Source organism: Ancylobacter radicis (genome assembly GCF_018449475.1).
GTDB lineage: Bacteria > Pseudomonadota > Alphaproteobacteria > Rhizobiales > Xanthobacteraceae > Ancylobacter > Ancylobacter radicis.
Genome location: NZ_JAHCQH010000018.1, coordinates 170,978 through 193,084 on the forward strand (window position 1 = coordinate 170,978; position 22,107 = coordinate 193,084).

20 protein-coding genes and 1 tRNA gene are annotated in these 22,107 nt (G+C 61.7%); all 21 read right to left on the bottom strand.

The features are described 5' to 3' along the window. Nucleotides 1-96: 96 nt before the first annotated feature. Entirely contained in the window at nucleotides 97-2,364 is a 2,268-nt protein-coding gene (locus KIP89_RS14565; RefSeq protein WP_213756243.1) for a hypothetical protein, read from the bottom strand. Between the two features lie 24 nt (nucleotides 2,365-2,388). Beyond that, the gene (locus KIP89_RS14570) at nucleotides 2,389-3,009 is read right to left on the bottom strand and encodes a class I SAM-dependent methyltransferase (RefSeq protein WP_250152503.1); all 621 of its coding nucleotides are present in this window, start codon (nucleotides 3,007-3,009) and stop codon (nucleotides 2,389-2,391) included. Next, nucleotides 3,006-3,473 carry a GtrA family protein gene (locus KIP89_RS14575; protein ID WP_213756244.1) on the bottom strand — a complete coding sequence of 156 codons (468 nt, stop codon included), beginning with the start codon at nucleotides 3,471-3,473 and terminating at the stop codon, nucleotides 3,006-3,008. The genes KIP89_RS14570 and KIP89_RS14575 overlap by 4 nt, the downstream gene beginning before the upstream one ends. Next, entirely contained in the window at nucleotides 3,470-4,177 is a 708-nt protein-coding gene (locus tag KIP89_RS14580) for a class I SAM-dependent methyltransferase (RefSeq protein WP_213756245.1), read from the bottom strand. The genes KIP89_RS14575 and KIP89_RS14580 overlap by 4 nt, the downstream gene beginning before the upstream one ends. A 10-nt stretch (nucleotides 4,178-4,187) precedes the next feature. Then, a complete protein-coding gene (locus KIP89_RS14585) occupies nucleotides 4,188-5,174 on the bottom strand; it encodes an NAD-dependent epimerase/dehydratase family protein (protein ID WP_213756247.1) in 987 nt (328 codons plus the stop codon). Next, nucleotides 5,171-6,202: a glycosyltransferase gene (locus KIP89_RS14590; RefSeq protein WP_213756248.1), complete on the bottom strand. Its 1,032-nt coding sequence runs from the start codon at nucleotides 6,200-6,202 to the stop codon at nucleotides 5,171-5,173. Before KIP89_RS14590 ends, KIP89_RS14585 begins: the two co-directional genes overlap by 4 nt. A 215-nt stretch (nucleotides 6,203-6,417) precedes the next feature. After that, a tRNA-Gly gene (locus KIP89_RS14595) sits at nucleotides 6,418-6,491 on the bottom strand. An 88-nt stretch (nucleotides 6,492-6,579) separates the two neighbouring features. Then, nucleotides 6,580-7,452: a glucose-1-phosphate thymidylyltransferase RfbA gene (gene rfbA, locus KIP89_RS14600; RefSeq protein ID WP_213756250.1), complete on the bottom strand. Its 873-nt coding sequence runs from the start codon at nucleotides 7,450-7,452 to the stop codon at nucleotides 6,580-6,582. Then, nucleotides 7,449-8,372: a dTDP-4-dehydrorhamnose reductase gene (rfbD, locus tag KIP89_RS14605; protein ID WP_213756252.1), complete on the bottom strand. Its 924-nt coding sequence runs from the start codon at nucleotides 8,370-8,372 to the stop codon at nucleotides 7,449-7,451. The genes rfbA and rfbD overlap by 4 nt, the downstream gene beginning before the upstream one ends. A 3-nt stretch (nucleotides 8,373-8,375) precedes the next feature. After that, the gene (gene rfbB, locus KIP89_RS14610) at nucleotides 8,376-9,437 is read right to left on the bottom strand and encodes a dTDP-glucose 4,6-dehydratase (protein WP_213756255.1); all 1,062 of its coding nucleotides are present in this window, start codon (nucleotides 9,435-9,437) and stop codon (nucleotides 8,376-8,378) included. A gap of 52 nt (nucleotides 9,438-9,489) precedes the next feature. After that, nucleotides 9,490-10,044, bottom strand: a complete 555-nt coding sequence (rfbC, locus tag KIP89_RS14615) for a dTDP-4-dehydrorhamnose 3,5-epimerase (RefSeq protein WP_213756257.1) — start codon at nucleotides 10,042-10,044, stop codon at nucleotides 9,490-9,492. Between the two features lie 15 nt (nucleotides 10,045-10,059). Beyond that, nucleotides 10,060-11,334 carry a rhamnan synthesis F family protein gene (locus KIP89_RS14620; protein WP_213756260.1) on the bottom strand — a complete coding sequence of 425 codons (1,275 nt, stop codon included), beginning with the start codon at nucleotides 11,332-11,334 and terminating at the stop codon, nucleotides 10,060-10,062. 137 nt (nucleotides 11,335-11,471) lie between these two features. After that, complete coding sequence (locus KIP89_RS14625) at nucleotides 11,472-12,107, bottom strand: NUDIX domain-containing protein (RefSeq protein WP_213756262.1); 636 nt, start codon at nucleotides 12,105-12,107, stop codon at nucleotides 11,472-11,474. 14 nt (nucleotides 12,108-12,121) lie between these two features. After that, complete coding sequence (locus KIP89_RS14630) at nucleotides 12,122-13,750, bottom strand: ABC transporter ATP-binding protein (protein ID WP_213756265.1); 1,629 nt, start codon at nucleotides 13,748-13,750, stop codon at nucleotides 12,122-12,124. Further along, nucleotides 13,747-14,196, bottom strand: coding sequence for a type II toxin-antitoxin system VapC family toxin (locus KIP89_RS14635; RefSeq protein ID WP_213756268.1), 450 nt, complete (start codon nucleotides 14,194-14,196; stop codon nucleotides 13,747-13,749). Before KIP89_RS14635 ends, KIP89_RS14630 begins: the two co-directional genes overlap by 4 nt. Before the next feature lie 4 nt (nucleotides 14,197-14,200). Next, complete coding sequence (locus tag KIP89_RS14640; protein ID WP_213756270.1) at nucleotides 14,201-14,467, bottom strand: hypothetical protein; 267 nt, start codon at nucleotides 14,465-14,467, stop codon at nucleotides 14,201-14,203. A gap of 34 nt (nucleotides 14,468-14,501) precedes the next feature. Then, nucleotides 14,502-15,662, bottom strand: a complete 1,161-nt coding sequence (locus tag KIP89_RS14645) for an ABC transporter permease (protein WP_369807167.1) — start codon at nucleotides 15,660-15,662, stop codon at nucleotides 14,502-14,504. A gap of 21 nt (nucleotides 15,663-15,683) precedes the next feature. Further along, nucleotides 15,684-16,790, bottom strand: coding sequence for a microcin C ABC transporter permease YejB (locus tag KIP89_RS14650; RefSeq protein ID WP_213756275.1), 1,107 nt, complete (start codon nucleotides 16,788-16,790; stop codon nucleotides 15,684-15,686). A 294-nt stretch (nucleotides 16,791-17,084) separates the two neighbouring features. Next, entirely contained in the window at nucleotides 17,085-19,010 is a 1,926-nt protein-coding gene (locus tag KIP89_RS14655; protein WP_213756277.1) for an extracellular solute-binding protein, read from the bottom strand. Between the two features lie 226 nt (nucleotides 19,011-19,236). Then, complete coding sequence (locus KIP89_RS14660) at nucleotides 19,237-21,144, bottom strand: extracellular solute-binding protein (RefSeq protein WP_213756337.1); 1,908 nt, start codon at nucleotides 21,142-21,144, stop codon at nucleotides 19,237-19,239. A 255-nt stretch (nucleotides 21,145-21,399) separates the two neighbouring features. After that, the gene (locus tag KIP89_RS14665; RefSeq protein WP_213756280.1) at nucleotides 21,400-22,035 is read right to left on the bottom strand and encodes a c-type cytochrome; all 636 of its coding nucleotides are present in this window, start codon (nucleotides 22,033-22,035) and stop codon (nucleotides 21,400-21,402) included. Nucleotides 22,036-22,107 lie beyond the last annotated feature (72 nt).

Consider the following 22,107-nt stretch of genomic DNA (forward strand, 5'->3'; position numbering starts at 1 on the left):
GCATTTACCCATATACTGGCCACAGCAGGGAGACAAATTTCCTGCTGTCGTTTCCACGACATCTGCGCCTGGACCTGGGCTGTAGTTCCTCTGCTTTTAATAGATGCGGTTCAGCGTGGATCGGACGACAAAAACCATCATTTGCAACATAATCGCTGCGATAACCAAACCCCAAGTCACTTCAGATAGCCGCAGACGCCAGAGATAGGCTTCGGGCTCATAACTCAAAACGGCCGCGCCGGTGAAGCCCGCAGGGACCAAGGCTACGATTCGCCTGTCGCCGAGATTGAACAGGGAAACGGACTTTTTCTCAATGTCGAGCTTCCAGCCTGCGTAAGGCGGAAGGTTGAATTGGAGCAAACGCTCGGGGCCGGGAGGCAGGGAGAATAGGAGCGCGTTTCTCGACCGCTCGAAGCTAACATCGCCTGCCCTTTGCGGGGGCTCGCATTGCTCACCTGTGCCTTGGATCGTCTGGATCAATTCCGTGGAACGCGCGTCCGGCGTCGGCAGTCGGCCAATCGCTGCGCCTTCAGCGCGCATGTGAACTGGGTTTTGGTCGGGAGAAATGCAGAACAATTCGACGAACCGTTGCGTGCCCTTCAGGCGGTATACGCCGATGTTGCCGGATGCGAAAATCTGCTGCCCTACCGAATCCGGTTGGGGCTTGCTCGACAGGAGGTATTTTCCACCGAACTCGGCAAAACCACCTTCTACAGCAAGTGCAATCTCATGCTGAAATTTCCAGTGAATCCTTGGCGACGTATAATGACTGAACGTAGGCAGCCCTTCATAGGTTACTATGGAACCCGCGCTGAGAAAGCTCAGGTCTCCCTGATCCACCGATCGATCGATTGCGATACGGCCAGGATTTGGGTCAATTCTATCGATATAAAGCAACCCGGCCTCGATCGATTGCCAGACCGGCGAGGTGGTTACCGCGGGAATGCCATCTGATCGGGTCAGTGAGCCATAGACAAAAGTGAGTTGTAGCAGGACCAAAAGACCAGCCCCGGCCTGCCGCCACGGCGAACTGCGCAAACCCGGCAAGGCGATGGCCAGCATGGCAGTGAGCCCAATCATTGCGAGCAGCGCAGGGCTGGGCCATGAGGTCGACAGAGGGAGAAACCCGAGCGCAGTTACGCCCGCAACGAAAATGACGGCTGTGAAAGCCGTGATGATCTTCAGAGGACGGACCCGGACGGAGGCTTGAAACATCAGGCTCTCGAAGCCAAACGCCGCCAGCACGGCTACGGACAACGCCAGTGGTGTGCCGAGCAGTGAGAGATGGCGGGTGTGGCTGAGTCCGGGAATGAGCGTCCACAGCATGACCAAACGGGCAGGCGAGAGAAACACGATAACGATAGTGACCACCATCACGAGTGTGAAGGCACGCGGGATGCACTGTGATCTCGCCCGCACCGCGCCAATCACAGCGAGAATGAGTGCGGCGGGCCCTATGAAGAAACTGCCGGCGGCGTAGCGCAGGGGCGTTGGGATCACGAGCTGAACGATGTCCGTTAAGCCCTGCTGTTCCGTGAGAATCTCCGTGAGATCTGCGGCGCCGGCTGACCCTACGACCGGACCGGTGCGTGTCCAGCGGATGAATTCGGCAAGATGCGCGTAGAGATTGAGGGTGGAGGCCAGCGTGAGTAACACGACAAGAAGGCCCGCCACTGTCAGTGCGACCGGAATGCGCCACATCGCCCCATACTTGCCCTGCCTCAACAGTCGGGTCACCAGATGGGCCGTCAAGATCAGGCATGTGAAGACAAGCGCAGAAAGCAGGTTTGTTCCAGGGCCGGCGGTGAGCATCGCGCCCGTGCCTGCGGCGAGTAGGATCGCTCCCAGGCCATATTGGCGTCTGTAATAAATACGGATGAGCCCTTCGATGGCGAGTGGAAGCCAGGCTGCGGCAGCCATCAACGTGGGAAACGTGGTCAGAGCCAGCGTATTGGGTAACGTTGAGGCAATCGCCCCGCCCACCAGAGCGGCCGCCAGACCTGTGCCGCACACCCGTATCAGGCTGGTCGTTGTCAGCAAGAGAATGCCGAGATGAACAACGGAAATGATATCGGCCGCCTGTGCAGCATCACTTGCTGAGCAAAAATTCAGCCAATTGAAGAAATAAAACGGATAATATGGAGCAACATGCGCATTATAGTCGATAGCCTCAAACGTAGACCAATTCATCAACGGAACTACGCCGGCATTCACACTCCGTGATATTTCACAAAAAAGCGGGCCAGTGAGGTAAATCGTGTCGTGCCAGGGAGAAATCGACCAAAATTCGGTCAGATAGGGGAGGTAGAATATTCCAGTCGCCACCAGTGACAAGGCGGCAATTATAAATCCCGAACCACGCATCTTTCCGCATCCTGCCGGAAGGCATCATCTTCCGATCTTGTCACTCTTCTGGGAAATTCCTACTACAAATGTATATGGAACACGTGAATAATTATCACGAATGAAGAGATCTACCTTGTCGAAGGAGGTCTCGAGCAATGTTCGATAACCATCTTCAGTGCGAACAAAGCGACCACGATCGTTATCTAACATCCATTTACGAAATTTGGATTGTCCGAATGTGTAGCAACCGTCCAGCGAGAAGAGAATGCCGCCGGGTTTAAGGACACTCGCAACGTTGTTCAGCAATGACGCTAAATCTTCATCGCTGATGTGGTGAAGAACGCCATTCATCATGACAATGTCGACTTGCCCGATGTCACGTGCAGCATTCGCATCAAATAAGCGGCAATAAAATTTCCCGCGATCACCAAAAACGTGATTTGCATGTTCTATATAATTTTTATCAATATCGAATCCGATATAATCAACATTTTTATTGATATATTTTAATATGTAACCTGGGCCGCATCCGATATCTACGATGCGAGTTCCGTCTTTTATTGGAAGGAACTCGTTTATGGCCTTGATGCGCGCACCAAAAAAACCCCCAACTTGCTGAAAGGTTTGATAGAGAGTCGGGCTGTTCAGAATGTCTTTGATCATCGTCTAATTTCCGGGCCCGTCAGGTCATTGGCGAAGTGGGAGGGGCTCGGTGAGCTGTCAAAAACCCAGAAATTCATGATCAGGAAATTCATGAGCGGAACAAGAAGAACGGCAGCGGCTATGCCGAAGCCATAATGGAGCTCGAAAATCCCGACGACCGTGCCCATGGAAAGCGTGGTCAGCAAAAGGTTGAGCGCGTGCAGGGCGCCGTACCTCGCGAGGTCGCCGGTCCAGCGGCTGCGTGACCGAAACGAATAGCTCCTATTGCCGAGAAAATTGAGCGGCAGGGAGGCGGCGTAACCGATCGCGGAGGCAATGGTCGGTCCCAAGTCTGTGTAACTTGCCACAAACGATGTGACGACAGTAAAGACCGCTCCGCTAAGAATGCCGATGGCTCCAAATCTCAAAAACCTGTCAAGCAGCGGCTGGTAATGTTTCAGATAGTAAAAAAGAGGCTTCTTCATTTCACTGCCGCTACATAATACTGAGCGCCGAATGGAATTTTGCCGAATAACTTGTCCAATTGTCTCAGCCAATTCGTAAGGGGCGGTATCGATAGAATGAATCGACTCTCCGTCTGCGAAAAACCGGCCTTGACCAGAAGCGACGTCGCTGTGGAATTCCCGAGCAAAACTGCGTCCTCATCAAAGGGGCATGAATTTACCGCCCGCATCGTTAGAGGGTTTCGAGGGTTGTGCTCGAAAATCAGAGCGAGTCCACCAGGGCGCAGGACACGGTACATCTCTGAAGCAAAGCGGTCCCATTGGCCGACCGGCACGTGATGGATGACACAAATCGTGAAAACGAGATCGAACGTATCATTATCATAAGGAAGCGTCTCTCCATCATAGGCATCGTAACTGATGCCTTGGTTGCGCTTCCTCGCCGTGTTTACACATTCTCCCGACACGTCGACCCCGGTAAGACTCGCCATCTGAGGCGCCAGGATCGGATGATAGTTTCCAACCCCACATCCTACATCGAGAGCCGATATCTGATTGATGCTCTTAAAGTGACTCTTGCAGATATCAACAATGTAGTCCGCCTTCACCCGGGTGAAAAAATCAGACTTAAGTCCGGTAAATGACACGGCATCATCAACCGCCGTGGAATAGGTGTCTTTATAGGAATCGAACGCGCGCGCGGTTTGTGCCTGTTCCGGATCCATATTCAGTCACCTAACCGACAGAAAACAGAGCTGCGCGATCGCCACCCTCGGGGCCGCGTTCGAAATACAGGCCGAGATGCCGCGCTGTTTGCCGAACACCGGTTTCCAAATCTGTTGGCCGCCAGTGGGCGGGTAGAATCGAGGGGCTGAAAGTGATGTGTCCAGCATTTGATGGGCTCGATTCCAGCTTGAGATAGAGAGGGCGTTCGACCACCCTACCGATAATCCTGAGCATTTCCATGATCGACGTCGGCTTGCCGCTCGCTAGCGTCGAAATGGAGGCCAGAGTGACATTCGTCAGAATGCCTCGCGCTACGAAACTTCCAATATCAGAGGCAAGGATATAGTCCCGTACGGTGTCCATGTCGCCAAAAATGCGCGAGGCAGCATGCTTCGTAGCATTCTGGATCAATGTATTCACGAGTCCCGATCGCCCTTTGGGGCCTCCGAAGCCATAGACAGAACTCGGCCGATAGATATGGAGGCCCATGCCTGTACAATGGCGTTGCGCGAAAATTTCCTGCTGGAGTTTCGTTGCGCCATAGGGACGAAGCGGACGCGCTTGCGACTCTCGGTTGACGAAACGCTGGCCCTCAAACAAGCCTCCGGCTGAACTCAGCATGTGCAGGTTGACCTGCATGTCCGAAGCTGACCCGTGGAGAGCAACCGCCCACCGGATGATGTTCTCGAACGTGGTCATTTCGCCGTCGAGTTCCGCCCAGGTAGCACCAAAGCCCGCTTTTCCGGCAGCCCATACGAGATCGAGGCGCTCCAGATGCCCGCCTCTGTGATTGGGGAGGATGGTTTGCCTTATCCGTTCCAGATCCTGCTGCTGCCTTTCGCCTGACCGCCAGTCCAACGGCAACTCACTCGCCAGCACGGCGCCGGCATGGATCAGGCTGCGCACTATGGCTCCGCCTACCAACCCGGCGCCGAATACCGCGATGGTATGCGGGCGGGAAGGATGATGCGAATGCCGGTGCTCGAGTATGATCATCGGCTTTCGGTTGCGAAATAGGCGGCGAGTGGGCGGTCGATGGAGCGGTCGACGGCAAAGAAAATCGGCTTCCCGTGAGTGGCCAGTACAATAATCGAAAGATATTCAAGCACGAGCGAAATCATGAATGTAACGAGGCCGCCAAAGAAGAGAAGGACAAGCATGAGGGATGTCCAACCGGCAGCCAACGTTGGGGACGGAAAAAAAACGCGTTCGATCAGAAGCCAAAGACTGCCAATGATGCTCACGAGAACGGTTGCTACGGCAATGAGCCCAAACAAGCGTACAATTTTTACCTGACTCGAAATGAGCAGACGCCGGGCATGAGTCAGGAGCCGCCAAAAATTGTAGCCGCTCCGGCCGGTCTCAATGAAGCGATGGTCCTTCAGGTCCACCTTCACGGTTTCAACCCGGCGGGTGAACCAGGAAAGCGCGACATCAAAATACGTCTCGTGCCCGCACACGCTCGACGCCGCTCGTGCGAGTGATCCACGCAGGAGGCGAAAGCTATTGAAGCGCTGAATGTTCGTATTGCCGGTCAAAAGGACCATGAGCTTTTTGAAGCCGCGTGACCCCCAATCCCGAAGACGGGTTTGATGCACGCCCCGTGAAGGCAGGGCATAGACAATATCGGCGCTTGTGAGGATGGCGCGGCGCAACAATCGTTCGATGTCCGAAGGCGAGTGTTGGAGATCTTCATCCATAGTGACTACCCAATCGCCGCTGCTGTGCAGTATGCCGGCAATGGTCGCAGGATGCTGTCCGAAGTTTCGCATAAGATGCAGGGCTGTAACGAAGTCATACTCACCCGCCAACGCATCCACGATGGTCGGGGATCCATCTATGGCCGAATCATCAACGAGTATGACTTCCGCGAGATCGACGGGTAAGCCGCGCTGGCGCCAGTCGGCACGGATGGCATCCAGTTGACTGGTAAGGCTGCGTAGATAGGACTCGCCAGAATAGACCGGAACCACAATCGACACGAATATCGGGCTGTCGGATGCCATTGTCAGGTGCCACTCCATGTCCACCTGCACTGCTAGAGTGCCGGTGCATGTAAAAACGCATCAAGGCTGTTCATCGTTCGTCTGGGGCAATCTGCAATCATTTAAAGTATAATCGCCCGAACAGTGCACCGTCGAGGTCAGATAGCGTGCCTGACGCAATTCATACGGCCGTTGATCACAGCAATCTGTAACGGTAACCGCCGAGCTGCCGCTGTATGTACGGGAGATGCAGCTGGAGCGGGCGAAGGGAATCGAACCCTCGTATGCAGCTTGGGAAGCTGCCGTTCTACCATTGAACTACGCCCGCTCAAGGTGGCCGCACATTAGAGGCGGGAGGCTTGGGCATCAAGCCCCGCTGGAGGCTGTTCACACCTCTCGTGCGACCTCCGTTGCGATCAGAAGCCATCCAGCGTCAGCTCGGAGAGATAGCGGCCATAGGCGCTTTTACCCAGCGCCGTTGCGAGCTTCTGCAACTGCTGGGCATCGATGAAACCCTGCCGAAAGGCGATTTCCTCGGGACAGGCGATCTTGAAGCCCTGTCGCTTCTCCAGCGTGCGAACGAATTCGGCGGCTTCCAGCAGGCTGTCGGGCGTGCCGGTATCGAGCCAGGCATAACCGCGCCCCATCACCTCGACGGACAAGGCCTTGCGCTCGAGATAGACGCGATTGACGTCGGTGATCTCCAACTCGCCCCGCGCCGAGGGCTTGAGGTCGGCGGCAATGTCGACCACCGTACCATCATAAAAATAAAGCCCGGTCACCGCCCAGTTCGATTTTGGACGAGGAGGCTTCTCCTCGATGGACAAGGCCTTCATCGACGAATCGAAATCGACCACGCCGTAACGTTCCGGGTCGGTCACATGATAAGCGAAGATGGTCGCGCCATCGCGGCGGCTGCGGGCGTCGCTCAGCATGCGCTGAAGGCCAGCGCCATAATAGATGTTGTCGCCCAGAATCAGGCAGGAGGGATCGCGCCCGACGAAATCGGCGCCGATCGTATAGGCTTGGGCGAGGCCACCCGGATCGGGCTGCACCCGGAAGGAAAGGCTCAGTCCCCATTGCGAGCCATCGCCGAGCAGGCGTTCAAAATGGGGAAGGTCATGCGGGGTCGAGATGACCAGAATGTCTCTTATGCCGGCCAGCATCAGCACCGACAGCGGATAATAGATCATCGGCTTGTCGTAGACCGGCATCAGTTGCTTCGACGTGACCAATGTCATCGGATGCAGCCGGGTGCCGGCGCCGCCGGCGAGAATGATGCCCTTCACCGTTTCATGTCCTCTTGCCGGGGCGCACTATCAGATGTGCCGATGAGTTGATCCATGACGGTCTCGAGCGAGAGCCGCCAGTCCGGCAGGGTAATGCCATGCGCGTGCGCGATCTTTGATCCATTCAGCAACGAATTCGCGGGACGATGAGCGGGAGTCGGATAGGCGCTCGTAGCGATGCGTTCCACATGCGGGGATTTTTTTCCCCGTCGGGCCGCTGCCGCGAAGATCGCCTGGGCAAAGTCCGCCCAACTCGCCGCCGGCCCGCCGGCCGGCATGTGAAAGATGCCGCGAAGTGAGGCGTCGTCGGGGTTCGCGGTGAGCCGCGCGGCCATACGCCAGATCGCGTCGGCAATATCGAGTGCCGAGGTAGGGCGGCCTATCTGGTCTGCGACAATCCCGAGTGCGTCGCGCGTCTCGCCAAGGCGCAGCATCGTCCGCACGAAATTGCTGCCGAACGGGGCATAGACCCAGGCGACCCGCAGGATGGCCGCATCGGCTGTCGCGGAGAGCACGGCCTGTTCACCCGCGAGTTTGGTGGCGCCATAGATGCCGAGCGGCCCCGTCGCGTCGCCCTCGGTCCAGTCACCGCTCTTTGAGCCGTCGAACACATAGTCCGTGGAGAGATGAATCAGCGGAACACCGAGCGACGCTGCCGCTCGCGCGACCGCTCCGGCTCCCTCGGCATTGATCCGATAGGCCAGTTCGGGCTCGCTCTCCGCCTTGTCCACCGCGGTATAGGCCGCAGCGGAAACGATGACGTCCGGCTTTGCCGCAGTGAACATGGCAGCAGCGTTATCCGGCACAGCGAGGTCAAAATCGGGCCGGCCGATCAGCACAACCTCGCCCCCGAAGGCGCCAGCCCGGGCGGCAAGCGCCTGAGCGACCTGGCCGGACGTGCCGGTTACGGCGATCCGCATAGGTCAGTGCCCCGCCGAGGCGAGGAGGCCGAGCCGCTCGCCAGCATAGACCTTGTCGCGCAGTGGACGCCACCAGTCCTCATTGTCGAGATACCAGCGCACGGTCTTGCGGATCCCGCTCTCGAAATCCTCCTGCGCACGCCAGCCGAGTTCGGTCTCCAGCTTCGTGGCGTCGATGGCGTAGCGCGCATCGTGCCCCGGTCGGTCAGCGACGAAGCTGATCAGATCGCTATGAGGAAAGTCCTTGGGCGCCAGCGTGTCGAGTATCGCGCAGATGCCGCGCACGACCTCGATATTGCTGCGCTCGTTGCGGCCGCCGACATTGTAAGTCTCGGCCAGCTGACCGCGGCTGGCAATAAGATGCAGCGCGCGCGCGTGGTCCTCCACATAGAGCCAGTCGCGAATGTTCGAGCCATTGCCGTAGACCGGCAGCTTCCGGCCGTGCAGCGCGTTGAGAATGGTGAGCGGGATCAGCTTCTCGGGAAAATGGAACGGCCCGTAATTATTCGAGCAGTTCGACACCAGCGCCGGAAAGCCATAGGTGCGCGCCCAGGCGACCACGAGATGATCCGACGCCGCCTTGGAGGCCGAATAGGGCGAGGAGGGGTCATAAGGCGTGGTCTCGGTGAACAGCCCGGTCGCGCCCAGCGAGCCATACACCTCGTCCGTCGACACGTGCAGGAAACGGAACGCTTCCTTGGCCGCGCCCTCGAGCTGGCCCCAATAATGCCGCGCGGCCTCCAGCAGGGTGAAGGTTCCCACGATATTGGTGGCGATGAAGTCCGCCGCCCCGGTGATCGAGCGGTCGACATGGCTTTCGGCCGCCAGGTGATAGATGCGGTTGGGGCGGAAGCTGTCGAACGCCTCGTTCACCGCAGCGGCATCGCAGATGTCGGCGCGCAGGAAGCGATGGTTCGCCTGCCCCTCCACGGCGGCGAGATTGGCGAGATTGCCGGCATAGGTAAGTTTGTCGAGGGTCAGGACCTCAGCGCCAACGTCGAGGACGAGATGGCGCACGAGAGCCGATCCGATGAAGCCAGCGCCGCCTGTCACCACGATACGCATTCAGGTTCTCCTCGAGCCGCATTCCCTCGCGGCTCCGGTCAGAAAGGAAGGCTCAATCGAAGACGCGGCCGAGATCGCGCAGCATCGGCAGTTGTCGGTCCTTGGGGGAGGTCACCGCGTCAGCCTCGTCAACGGGCCAGTCAATCTGAAGATCCGGGTCGCGCCAGTTCAGGCCACGATCATGCTCGTGGCTGTAATAGTCGGTGACCAGATAGGCGATCTCGCAATCCTCGACGAGAGTGCAGAAACCGTGGGCGAAGCCCGGCGGAATCCAGAGCTGGCGGCCATTCTCCGCCGAAAGCTCGACCGCGTGGTGCCGGCCATAGGTTGGAGAGGATGATCGCAGATCGACCGCGACATCCAAGATGCGCCCGCGCGGACAACGCACCAGCTTGCCCTGCGCTTTGGGGGCGAGCTGGAAGTGAAGCCCGCGAACCGTTCCCATCGCGCGCGAGTAGGACTGGTTGTGCTGGACGAAGGACACATCCCCCGCTTCGGCGCGGAACCGATCCTCGCGGAACGTTTCGGAGAACCAGCCACGGTCGTCTCCAATCCGTTTGGGCGTGATCAGGAGAAGGTCGGGAATGTCGGACCGTTCGAATTGCATATCGAATTTCTTATATCAACAGAAGTGCTTGGTGTGAGCCTCATGCACCGACTTCTTGGCGCTTTCGCAGTTGAGGCCGTCGATGGAGGAGAGAGTAAAGCCGGAGGCCAAGGTCGCCGCCGAGAACAGCCGCTCCACGGCATGTTCGAGCGCACCATCCAACTTTCCTTCCTCCTCCGCGAAGTCCGCGGTCAAGTGAAGCCGACGCAGGGGCTCCAGAGCTTCGGGGCGGACCCAAAACATGGTTCCACCGAAGAAGTCCAGCGTGAACTCCTCTTCGGAAATGCCCATTTCACCCGCAATCTGAAGGACACGCTGTCGATTTTCCGCCCATGCAATGTCTGAAGGGTAGTTGGGTGAGGGGTAGCGATAGTTGCTGGAACCCACCATTCCCACGTCAGGATGCGCGTCAAAAATGCTGAGCGTCCTGTCGATTACGCCGGGTGCAGCAATCAGGTCGAAGAGGAGGCGGTTGCGCCAAATGTTACCGGCGATCTCGGCTCGTCCGCCATCCTTGGATTTCTTGCCATGGATCTTGCAGACATAACGATAGCGGTCGAGCCGGCCTTCTTCGAGGAGAGCAAGGAAGGGGCGTACATCGCGCCCGCGGTTCTCGAATACGCGTATATCGGCGTCGGGAAACCGACGCAGGATTGACGAAATCAGGTCCTCGCGGCCAGGGACCGTTGTGACAATCAGGTCGAAGGGATGGCGTATGCGATCCAGGATCGACGCGAGATCTGGCCAGACATCCGCGTAATAAACATGCGCCACAACCGCAAAGCGCGGCTGGGCTTCGATAGGCCGGGTCCGCCGGGCGGTAGGCAATGCGCGCTTCGTGTCGCAACCGGCCCAACCTACCAGCAATTCCGGAAAACGGGTCAGTGCGGTGTCATCGAGGCCAAGTCCGGCCATCCGAAACGCATAGGCAGCCGATTTGAAGGCTGAGCGAGCTGCTCGCTCGCCACGTGCAAAAACGCAAAAACGATCGAAGTTCAAAACCTTGGTCGGTTTAACCAGCCATTTTGAGCGAGCGCGCACGAATAGGCTCTCAAGCCAGCCACGTCGGCGCACCAGAAAGCAGGCACTAGAAACGGTGATCGGCGCATTCTTGTTCGGGACGATCTGATAGGCGATGCCCGCAATCAACGGAAGCTGAAGCTTGACCAAGCCATTGCCCTGGCGGATGTGCAGTTCGCCGAGCTCGTTCGAGCTGGCAGGCGTGCGAGGCCGCACCTCGAAGGTCCGCGTAAAAAAGTCTCTCAGCCTTAGAGTGTGGTCAGCACCCAACTCATCTTCCCCGAAGTCATATTAATTCTAAATCGACCGTACTCATAAACCTGGCCGCCGCCGAAGGCGAGCGCATTGGGCGTCGACGTCGAGGCGAACGGTCGATCTTTTGTGTGCCTTAAATCAAGTATTTGATACTAATATATAATTTTAGAGACATGCGCGCGATTACGCGCGAACCAATGCAGTGCAAGGAGGACGAAGGCGTTCTCGATTGGTGGCTCAGGACGGTCAAGAATCACCAGCGCCTCATCGACGGGAACGAGAATCGGCCTTGTGTGCTCGGTCTCGTCGGGTTCGCCGGCTTCCGCGGGCACCTTGGTCGAATCAACCAGAGCGAGAAAGACATGGGCGTATTCGTCGCTAACGCCCGGGCTTGGCAGAAAGCTGAACATCGGCAATAGCTTGCGCGGAGTGATGCCGATTTCCTCGCGGCATTCGCGTGCGGCGGCTTCTTCGGGGCTTTCGCCGGGCTCCATCAAACCGGCGGCCAGCTCAACGATGTCGCCGCGGCCGGTGGCGAGGTGGGCGGCTATGCGGAACTGGCGGATGAGGACGAAGAGACCAGCTTCGGGGTCGTAGGCCAGCGTCGCCACCACGGGGCCGACGCGGATGATGTCGCGCTGCTGGCGCAGCGGGGCGCCGCCGGTGCCGGCGACGGTCACGATATGCCGCTCATAGGGCCGGAAGCCATCACCAAGCAGGAGGGGGGCTTCGCTGACGACCTCCATCGGCCGGTCAGCTAAAACGCCGACTTTCGCACGCTCAGGCAAGTCATCTTCTCCACTCAAGCCGATGGGACGGTGGCGACCGCTTCCATATTGAAGGCGGCAGCAAATAGCGTGCGTGTATAGTCGCTCCTGGGCGCGGCGAACAACTCGGCCGCCGGGCCTTGTTCAACGATGACACCGCCCTTCATGACGATGAGGCGCGAGGCCAAGGCGGCGACAACGCGCAGATCATGGCTGATGAACATGTAGGTGAGGTCACGCTTGCGCTGGAGATCGCGCAGCAGGTCGACGATCTGCGCCTGCACGATCATGTCCAGCGCGCTGGTGGGCTCGTCCAGCACGATGAAGGACGGTTCCAGCACGATGGCGCGGGCGATGGCGACGCGCTGGCGCTGGCCGCCGGAGAACTCATGCGGGTAGCGGTGGCGGGTCTCCGGCTCCAGCCCGACATCGCGCAGCGCGGCGACGACGCGGGCGTCGCGCTCCGCCGCGCTGAGGCGCGGCTGATGCACGCGCAGCCCCTCGCCGATGATGTCGGTGATCGACATGCGCGGGCTGAGCGAGCCGAACGGGTCCTGGAAGACCACCTGCATGGCGTTGCGATGGGTCCGCATCTCCTTGATTCCAAGGAGGTTTATGTTCTGCCCCATGAAGATGATGGGGCCGTCGGAGGAAATGAGGCGCAGCAGAGCGAGGCCGAGCGTGGTCTTGCCGGAGCCGCTTTCGCCGACCACGCCGAGGGTCTCGCCGCGCCGGATGGCGAGCGAGATGCCGTCGACCGCCTTGATGTTCCCCACCGTCCGCCGCATGATTCCGGCCTTGATCGGAAACCACACCTTCAGGTTGTCGGCCTGAAGCACCAGAGGCGCCTCGGGATGGGGCGGGGCGGGATTGCCGCGCGGCTGGGCCGCCAGAAGCGCCTTCGTATAGGGGTGGGACGGCGCTTCGAAAATCTCCGTCATGGTGCCGGCTTCGACGATACGGCCATGATTCATCACGCAAATCCGGTCGGCGACCTTGCGCACGATGCCGAGGTCATGGGTGATGAACAGCATCGCCATGCCGAGGCGGCGCTGGAGATCCTTCAGCAGCGCCAGAATCTGCGCCTGAACGGTCACGTCGAGCGCCGTGGTGGGCTCGTCGGCGATCAGCAATTGCGGCTCGTTGGCGAGCGCCATGGCAATCATCACGCGCTGGCGCTGGCCGCCGGAGAGCTGGTGCGGGTAGGCGCCGAGCCGGGTCTGCGGATCGGCAATGCCAACCTCGGTGAGCAGTTCGATCACCCGCGCGCGCGCTGATGGTCCGCGCATCCCCTTGTGAAGAAAGAGAATTTCGCCGACCTGCTGCTCCACCGTGTGCAGCGGGTTGAGCGAGGTCATCGGCTCCTGAAACACCATGGTGATGTCGTTGCCGCGCACGCCGCGAATCTGCCGCTCATCCATGGCGAGCAGGTCCGCGCCGTTGAAGATGACCCGGCCGGACGGGTGCGAGGCGGCCGGGTATTGCAGCAGCTTGAGGATGGAGAGCGCGGTGACCGACTTGCCGGAGCCGGATTCACCAACCAGAGCGAGTGTCTCGCCCCGGTTCAGCGTGAAGGACACATGATCGACCGCCAGCGTCGTCGATCCACCCTGCGCGAAGGCCACGGAGAGGTCTTCGACCGTGAGAAGAGGGGGGCCGCTCATGACATCATCTCGATAAAGCCCGCCAGATCAGCGCCCGCGGGGTCCCAGACCGTCAGCGCCGTGCTGCCCGCGAGGCGCTTGTCGCTGCTGATGATCTGTGTGCAGCCAGACAGTTCGGCGGTCGCCAGATGAATGGCATCCGGCAGTTTCAAAGCGGGAGAGGCCGCCCTGATGCGCGCGGCCCGGGTCAGCACGTCCCGCGTGATGGGAAGAGTCTGGAGCTGGTCGCCCTCCGCGCCGGCCAGCAGACCCGAATAAGCGGCGATCAAAGGAATATCCCGTTCGCGAATGGGTCGGACAAGAACCTCGGACAACGACAGCTCACTGGTTACGGAACCAAGGTTGGTCGTTGCCGCATGCTTCAGTGCCTTCCGCAGCGTATCCGCGTCGGGCCCGGATGTTTCGACGGCCTGTATCAAGGCATTGGTGTCAAAGTAGAATCGCACAGGGCTACTGATCCCACTCGTCGCGCAGCGAACGAATGCGAGTCACCGCCTCTTCCGTTGATGTCGAGCGATTTCCGGCGAGAGCGCGGGCCTGATCGATGGTCATCGGCCTCGGGTTTGCAAGGATTGCAGCAAGACGCTCTGACAACCCTTCTTCGTCGACGCCCTCCTCTTCGAGTGTCACGGTCACTTTCCGGCCGGCCGGCAACCCCTCCCGAAGATCCTCGGGAAGCTTCTCGACGGGATAATGTTCGCGCACGATCCTGTTCATGGTCCGGCTCCTCCCATCAATTCTATCATGTTACTCACTGGAAGGTCTTCCTCGGGTCGAAGGCGTCGCGGACGGCTTCGCCGATGAAAATCAGGAGGCTGAGCATCAGGGCGACGGTGAAGAAGCCGGTCAGGCCGAGCCATGGCGCCTGCACATTGGCCTTGCCCTGGGCCAGCAACTCGCCCAGCGAGGGTGAGCCGGGGGGCAGGCCGAAGCCGAGAAAATCCAATGCCGTCAAGGTCATGACCGATGACGAGACGATGAAGGGCAGCATGGTGAGGGTAGCCACCATGGCGTTGGGCAGGAGGTGGCGCCACATGATGACGCCGCTGGAGACACCGAGCGCACGAGCGGCCTGCACATACTCGAAGTTGCGGGCGCGCAGGAATTCGGCGCGTACCAGCCCGACCAGCGACACCCAGGAAAACAGCAGCATGATGCCGAGCAGAACCCAGAAGCCCGGCGCCAGGATGGAGGACACGATCAGCAGCAGATAGAGCGCCGGGATCGACGTCCAGATCTCGATAAACCGTTGAAAAATAAGGTCTGTCCAGCCGCCGAAATAGCCCTGCACGGCGCCGGCGGCGACGCCGATGACGGAGGAGATGATGGTCAGGATCAGGCCGAAAAGCACTGAGAGTCGAAAGCCATAGATCAGCCGGGCGAGCACGTCGCGGCCCTGGTCGTCGGTGCCGAGCCAGTTCCATTCCAGCGCGCCGCAGCCATTGCCGCCGAGCTTTTCCGCCACCGGCTGGCACTGCGCATCGGTCAGCATCCAGGTTGGCGGGGAGGGGGCGGGGGTCGGCAGATCGAGGTTATGTGTCTGGTAGCTATAGCGAATTGGCGGCCAGACCATCCAGCCCTGCTTTTCCGCGATGAGGTTTTGCAGGAAGGGGTCGCGGTAATCTGCCTCGGTTTCGAAATCCCCGCCGAAGGTGGTCTCGGGATAGGCCTTGAAGGCGGGAAAATAGTAGCCGCCATCATAGCTTACGAGGAAGGGCTTGTTGTTGGCGATGATCTCCGCGCCGAGGCTCAGCACGAACAGCACCATGAAAATCCAGAAGCTCCACCACCCGCGCCGGTTGCGCTTGAAATTCTCCCAGCGCCGCTGGTTTATCGGCGAAAGCCGCGCCGGGCGCGTGGATTGTGCGTGCAGTGAGGTGGACGATGAGGCCGATGTGTCCGAGGGCGGCATTGTGTTGGCGGTGTCCATGGCTCAGACGTCCCGCGTGTCGAAGTCGATGCGCGGATCGACCCAGGTGTAGGTGAGGTCGGAGACGAGGTTCACCAGGAGGCCCACCAACGAGAAGATGTAGAGATTGGCGAACACCACGGGGTAGTCGCGGTTCAGCACGCTCTCGAAGCCGAGCAGGCCCAGCCCGTCGAGCGAGAAGATGGTCTCGATCAGCAGCGATCCCGTGAAGAAGGCGGAGATGAAGGCACCGGGGAAGCCGGCGATGATGATCAGCATCGCGTTGCGGAACACATGGCGGTAGAGCACCGCGCGTTCCGACAGCCCCTTCATCCGCGCCGTGACCACATATTGTTTTCGGATCTCGTCGAGGAAGGAGTTTTTGGTCAGCAGCGTCATGGTGGCGAAGGCGCCGAGCACCATGGAGATGATGGGCAAAGCGAGGTGCCAGAAATAATCGAGAATCTTGGCACCGAGCGAGAGCTGGTCCCAATTGTCGGAGGTGAGGCCGCGCAGGGGGAACCACGAGAAGAAGGAGCCGCCGGCGAACAGGATGATGAGCAGGATGGCGAACAGGAAGCTCGGGATCGCGTAGCCGACCACGATCACCGCCGAGGTCCACACATCGAAGCGCGAGCCGTCGCGCACCGCCTTGGCGATGCCCAGCGGGATGGAGATGGCGTAGGTGATGAGCATCATCCACAGGCCGAGCGAGACGGAGACCGCCATTTTCTCGCCGATCAGGTCGATGACCGAGATGTCGCGGAAATAGGACTGGCCGAAATCGAAGCGCAGATAGTTCCACATCATCAGGCCGAAGCGTTCATAGGCCGGCTTGTCGAAGCCGAATTGCTTCTCCAGCTCCTTGATGAAGGCCGGGTCCAGCCCCTGCGCGCCGCGATATTTCGAGGAGACCGGGTCGCCCGCCGGCGCGCCCTGCGACATGCCGCCGAAATCGCCGCCGCCGCCGGAAATGCGCGCCGTGGCGGAGGAGCCCTCGCCGGTGATTTCCGCGATGACGCGCTCCACCGGCCCGCCCGGAGCGAACTGCACCACCGCGAAGGAGATCAGCATGATGCCGATGATGGTCGGCACCATCAGCGCGAGGCGTCTCACAATATAGGCGAGCATTCGACGGGACTTCCTCCGCGGGGATCCTCGGCAGCGGCGCACAAGGTGGCGGTCGTGCGCTACCGCGTCAACTTAACGTCCGTTCATGCGCTTTCGTTGCGCGGTGGTCGCGGTGGCCCGCCGATGTCGGGCGAGACAGGACTGACCACCCTCGCATCGTCATGGCCGGGCTTGGCCCGGCCATCCACGCCTTTGGATGGCGCGAGGCAAGCCGTGGATCCCCGGATCAAGTCCGGGGATGACGGTGGTCTGGTGGCATGTCGGAGAAGGTGAGGGGCCTGCGATGCCATTCCCTCACCCTGCCGACGGCGCGCGGGCCGACCAGATGTCGGGGATGGCGCGGGCATAGGTCGGGCGCTCCACGCTCGGCCAGTTGAACACGTCCCAGAAGGCGATGCGGGATTCGGCCGAGTACCATTGCGGCACCCAGTAGCGCCCCGCGCGCAGCCGCCGGTCCAGCACATGGCAGGCGGTGCGCAGCGCCGCGCGGCTCGGGGCGGCGATCACCTGCTCGATCAGCAGGTCGACCACCGGGTCGGAAATGCCGGACAGGTTGTTGGCGCCCGGCGTCGCGGCGGCGCGGGCGCCGAAATAATTGCGCAGCGATTCGCCGGGCACGGTGGACATGGAATAGCGCCGCACCGTGGCGTCGAAATCGAACTCGTTGAGCCGGCGCTGATATTGCGGGGAATCCACCAGGCGGAAATTGGCCTCGATGCCCAGCAGCTTGAGGTTCTTGATGAACGGCGCGGTGTGTCGCTCCAGCCCGTTCTCGTCATCGAGGAACTCGATGGTCATGGTCTCGCCCGCCGGGTTCACCAGCCGGCCGGCCTTGATCTCCCAGCCAGCCTCGCGCAGCAATTGCGCACCCCGGCGCAGCAGCGTGCGGTCCTGCCCGGAACCGTCCGAGACCGGCGGGCTCCAGGGCGGGGCCTTGAGCACGGCGATGTCGGCGGGGGTGAGCTTGTCGCCGAGGCTCTCGATCAGCGCGATCTCCTCGGGGCCGGCGGGGCCTTGCGCCTTCAGGTCGGAATTCTCGAAGAAGGAGGTGGTGCGCCGGTAGGCGTCGAACATCAGGTTCTTGTTGGTCCACTCGAAATCGAAGGCGTAGGACAGCGCCTCGCGCACCCGCGGATCGGTGAAATGCGGGCGGCGGGTGTTGAGGAACCAGCCCTGCGCGCCCGAGGGGGTGCGGTCGGGCAGGATCTCGCGCTTCACCTTGCCCTCGGTGAAGGCGGGGAAGGTGTAGCCGGTGGCCCAAGCGCGGGCGGTGAATTCTTGGCGGAAGAGGTAGGCTTTCGCCTTGAAGGCCTCGAAGCCGACCTCGCGGTCGCGGAAATATTCGAAGCGCAGCGTGTCGAAATTGTTGATGCCGACATTGACCGGCAGGTCGGCGCCCCAATAGTCCGCCACCCGCTCATAGGCGATGGTGCGGCCCGGCTCGACCCGGCCGACCTTGTAGGGGCCGGAGCCGAGCGGGGGCTCCAGCGTGCTCTCCTCGAAATTCTTCACGCTGTAATAGGCCTTGGAGAAGATCGGCAGCGTGGCGACGAGCAGCGGCACGTCGCGGGCGCGGGCGGGGGTGAAGCGCACGGCGACGAGGTCCGGCGCCTCGGCCTGCGCGCCCTCCATCTCGCGCAGGGCCTGCGCGATGACCGGATGGCCCTTGGCCTTCAAAAGGTTCAGCGAGAAGGCGACATCCTCGGCGGTGAGCGGCGAGCCGTCGTGAAAGCGCGCCTCGGGGCGCAGGCGGAAGCGGTAGAGCGTGCCATCGGTGGAGATGGCGACGCTTTTGGCGACGAGGCCGTAGACCGCGTCCGGCTCGTCATTGGCGCGGACCATCAGCGTGTCGAAAATCAGCGCGATGCCCTGCGCCCCATCGCCCCGCAGAATGTAGCCGTTGAGCGAATTGAAGGTCTGGAAGGACTGGTTGAAGGCGGCGGTGGGGCCGACCTGCGAGAACAGCCCGCCCTTGGGGGCCTTGGGATCGACATAGGCGAAATGGGCGAAATCGGCGGGGTATTTCAGATCGCCGAAAGCGGAGAGGCCGTGGCGCTCGGTGGCCTCCATGACGGGCGCGCCGGGCGTGACGGGAGCGCCAGCTTCCGGGGCGCCAGCTTTCGTGGCGTCTTGGGCGAGCGAGCGGCGGGGCAAGGCGAGCGCCGCGCCGGCGCCGGCGGCCAGCGTCAGGACGGTGCGGCGGGAGAGGGGAGCGGTCATGGGCGTTGTGCGTCCTTCGAGACGGCGGCCGCTGGCCGCCTCCTCAGGATGACGGAGGAAGGGCGGGGTCCGCTCGCTCATCGGGCGCCTTTGTGCAGGGACGCATCGTCATGCTGAGGTGCCCGGGCCTTGCCCGGGCCTCGAGGCACGCAGGGGCGCACCGGCAGCCCCTCACCCCAACCCTCTCCCCCACGGGGAGAGGGGGCGGCGTCCATCGCCCCGCCCTTCACTGGGCGCCCCCGGTCTTGGCGGCCTTGGCGGCGTCCCACCACCAGATGTCGGGGAAGGAGAAGGAATAGTCCGGCAGCTTGTCGGGATGGCTGAAGCGGTTCCAGCGGGCGGTGCGGATGTTCGGGTAGTTCCAGCTCGGCACCACATAATCATGCGCCAGCAGCACGCGGTCGAGCGCGCGGGTGGCGGCGACGAGTTCGGCGCGGTCCTTCGCGTAGATCACCTTCTCGATCAGCGCGTCGATGCCCGGATCCTTGATGCCGGCATAATTGCTGGAGCCTTCCTGATCGGCGGCGGCCGAGCCCCAGAAATCGCGCTGCTCATTGCCCGGCGAGAGCGACTGGCCCCAGCCGGAGATGATCATGTCGAAATCGCGGGCGCGCAGGCGGTTGATATATTGCGAGGTGTCGACCTGCCGGACATTCACGGTGATGCCGAGCCGCTCCAGCGAGGGCTTGTAATAGAGCGCCACCCGCTCGAAAGCGGGGTTGGCGATGAGGATTTCCATGGTGAAGGGCTCGCCCTTGGCGTTCACCAGCTTGCCGCCCTTCACCTCATAGCCGGCCTCGCGCAGGAGCTTGGCCGCCTCGCGCAGATTGCCGCGGCGCAGGCCCTCGCTCCAGCCTTCCGGGTTGGTGTAGGGCGCGGTGAAGACGCTGGCCGGGATCTTGTCCTTCACGCTCTCCAGAATCTCCAGCTCCTTGCCCTCAGGCAGGCCGGAGGAGGCGAGCTCGGTGTTCTGGAAATAGCTGGAGGTGCGCTTGTACTGGCCGAAGAACAGCGTGCGGTTCATGCCGTCGAAATCGAGCGCGAGGTTGAGCGCGCGGCGCACCCGCTGGTCCTGAAACTTGTCGCGTCGCAGATTGGGGATGAAGGCCTGCATCGAGCCGGAGGCGCGGTTGGGGAATTCCTCCAGCACCACGCGCCCGTCCTTCACCGCCGGGAAATTATAGGCGGTGGCCCAGTCCTTGGCCGAGGTCTCGATGCGGAAATCATACTGGTCGCCCTTGAAGGCCTCCAGCTCCACCGTGCCGTCGCGGAAGTACTCGTAACGCTGCTCGGCGAAATTATTGGTGCCGATGTTCACCGGCAGGTCCTTGCCCCAATAATCCGGCACGCGCTCGAAGGAGATGGAGCGGCCGGGCGAGACCTGCTTGACCTTGTAGGGGCCGGAGCCGAGCGGGATTTCCAGCGTGCCCTGGCTGATGTCGCGCGGCTTGCCCGAGGCGTCGCTGGCGGTCCACCAGTGCTTGGGCAGGACGCGGAGCTGGCCGACGATCTGCGGTAGCTCGCGGTTTCCCGCCTGATCGAAGGTGAAGGTCACCTCGCGCTCGCCGGTGACGGCGGCGCCCTTCACATGGCTGTAGTAATAGGCCATGCGCGGGTTGTTCTTGGTCATCTGCTCGAACGACCAGACCACATCCTCGGCGGTGACCGGCTGGCCGTCATGCCATTTTGCCTCGGGGCGCAGGCGGTAGGTGACGGAGGCGAAGTCCGCCGGGTAGCTCACGGCTTCCGCCAGCAGGCCGTATTCGGTCGCTACCTCGTCGGCGGCGGGGGCCATCAGCGTGTCGTAGATCAGCTGGAGGCCGGAGGCCGGGGTGCCCCGGGCGATGAGGTCGTTCAGGGAATCGAAGGTGCCGTCGACCGAGAGGCGCAGCAGCCCGCCCTTGGGGGCCTGCGGGTTCACATAGTCGAAATGGGCGAAGCCCGGCTGGTATTTGGGCTGGCCGAGCAGCGACAGGCCGTGCCGCCATTGCTTTGCCGCGCCGGCCGCCTCGCTGCTGGCCGGGGCCGCGCCGCCGGCCGGGGCCGTCTCCTGCGCGCCGGCCGGGCCGGTGAAGGCGAGGCCGAGAAGCGCGGCACCACTGAGCGCGGCGAGCGCGCGGCGGCGCGTGGCCATCAGGCGGGTGGGGGAGGGGAAGCGGGCGGAACGGCTCGTCATGCACACATCCTTCTGAAGGCACTGGGGCGCGGGCAGGCGGCTCCCCGCGGCGCGGAGGGCAGCGGTCGCGGAGGGCAGGGCCGGCGCGGCACGCCGTCTCGCGGGGATTATGGACCGTTACGGCATGAAAAGAATAAGGCCGGGGCGCAAAGCGCCGCCGGCCTGACGGAAACGTGAAAATTTGAAGGAACGGGCGGCGCGTGCCGCCCGCTCTCACGGCGTGGCGGGAGCGGCCGGAGCCGGGGTGGCCGGTGCGTCGGGCGCGGCCGGGGCTGCCGGCGTCGCGGGTGCGGCCGGAGCGGGCGCCGCCTCTGCAGTCGGCAGGGGCTGCGGGCTGTGCGAGAGCGTGTTGAGGTAGACCAGCAGATCGGCGCGCTCGGTCTCCTTGGCGATGCCGGCGAAGCCCATGGCGGTGCCGGGAATGTCGGCCTTCGGGTTCTTGATGAAGGCGTTCAGGTCGTCGAAGGTCCAGGTGCCGCCATGCGCCTTCATCGCGGCGGAATAGGCGAAGCCCTCGGCGCTGGCGACCGGGCGGCCGACAATGCCGTAGAGATCCGGGCCGACCTTGGCGCCGGCGCCTTCCACGAAATTGTGACAGGCGGCGCACTTCTTGGCGACGGCGGCGCCCTTCTCGGCGCTGGCGGCGCCGAGCAGCTGGGCGATCGGCACATCGGCCGGCGCGGCGGCCTGGGCCTCGCCGGTCGCGGCTTCCTGGACAGCGATCTCATAGCCGGGCTTTTCCGGCGCGTGGCTGGAGAACAATATGTCGGAGAACACGTTCAGACCGAGCGTGAAGGTCAGCACGCCGAGCACCGCTCCAGCAATCTTGTTCAGCTCGAAGCTGTCCATCGAAACATTCGCTCCCTAAACACGGCGCGGCACCTTCCCGAAGGTCCGCCGCACCCCGCACGCAGTTTAGCA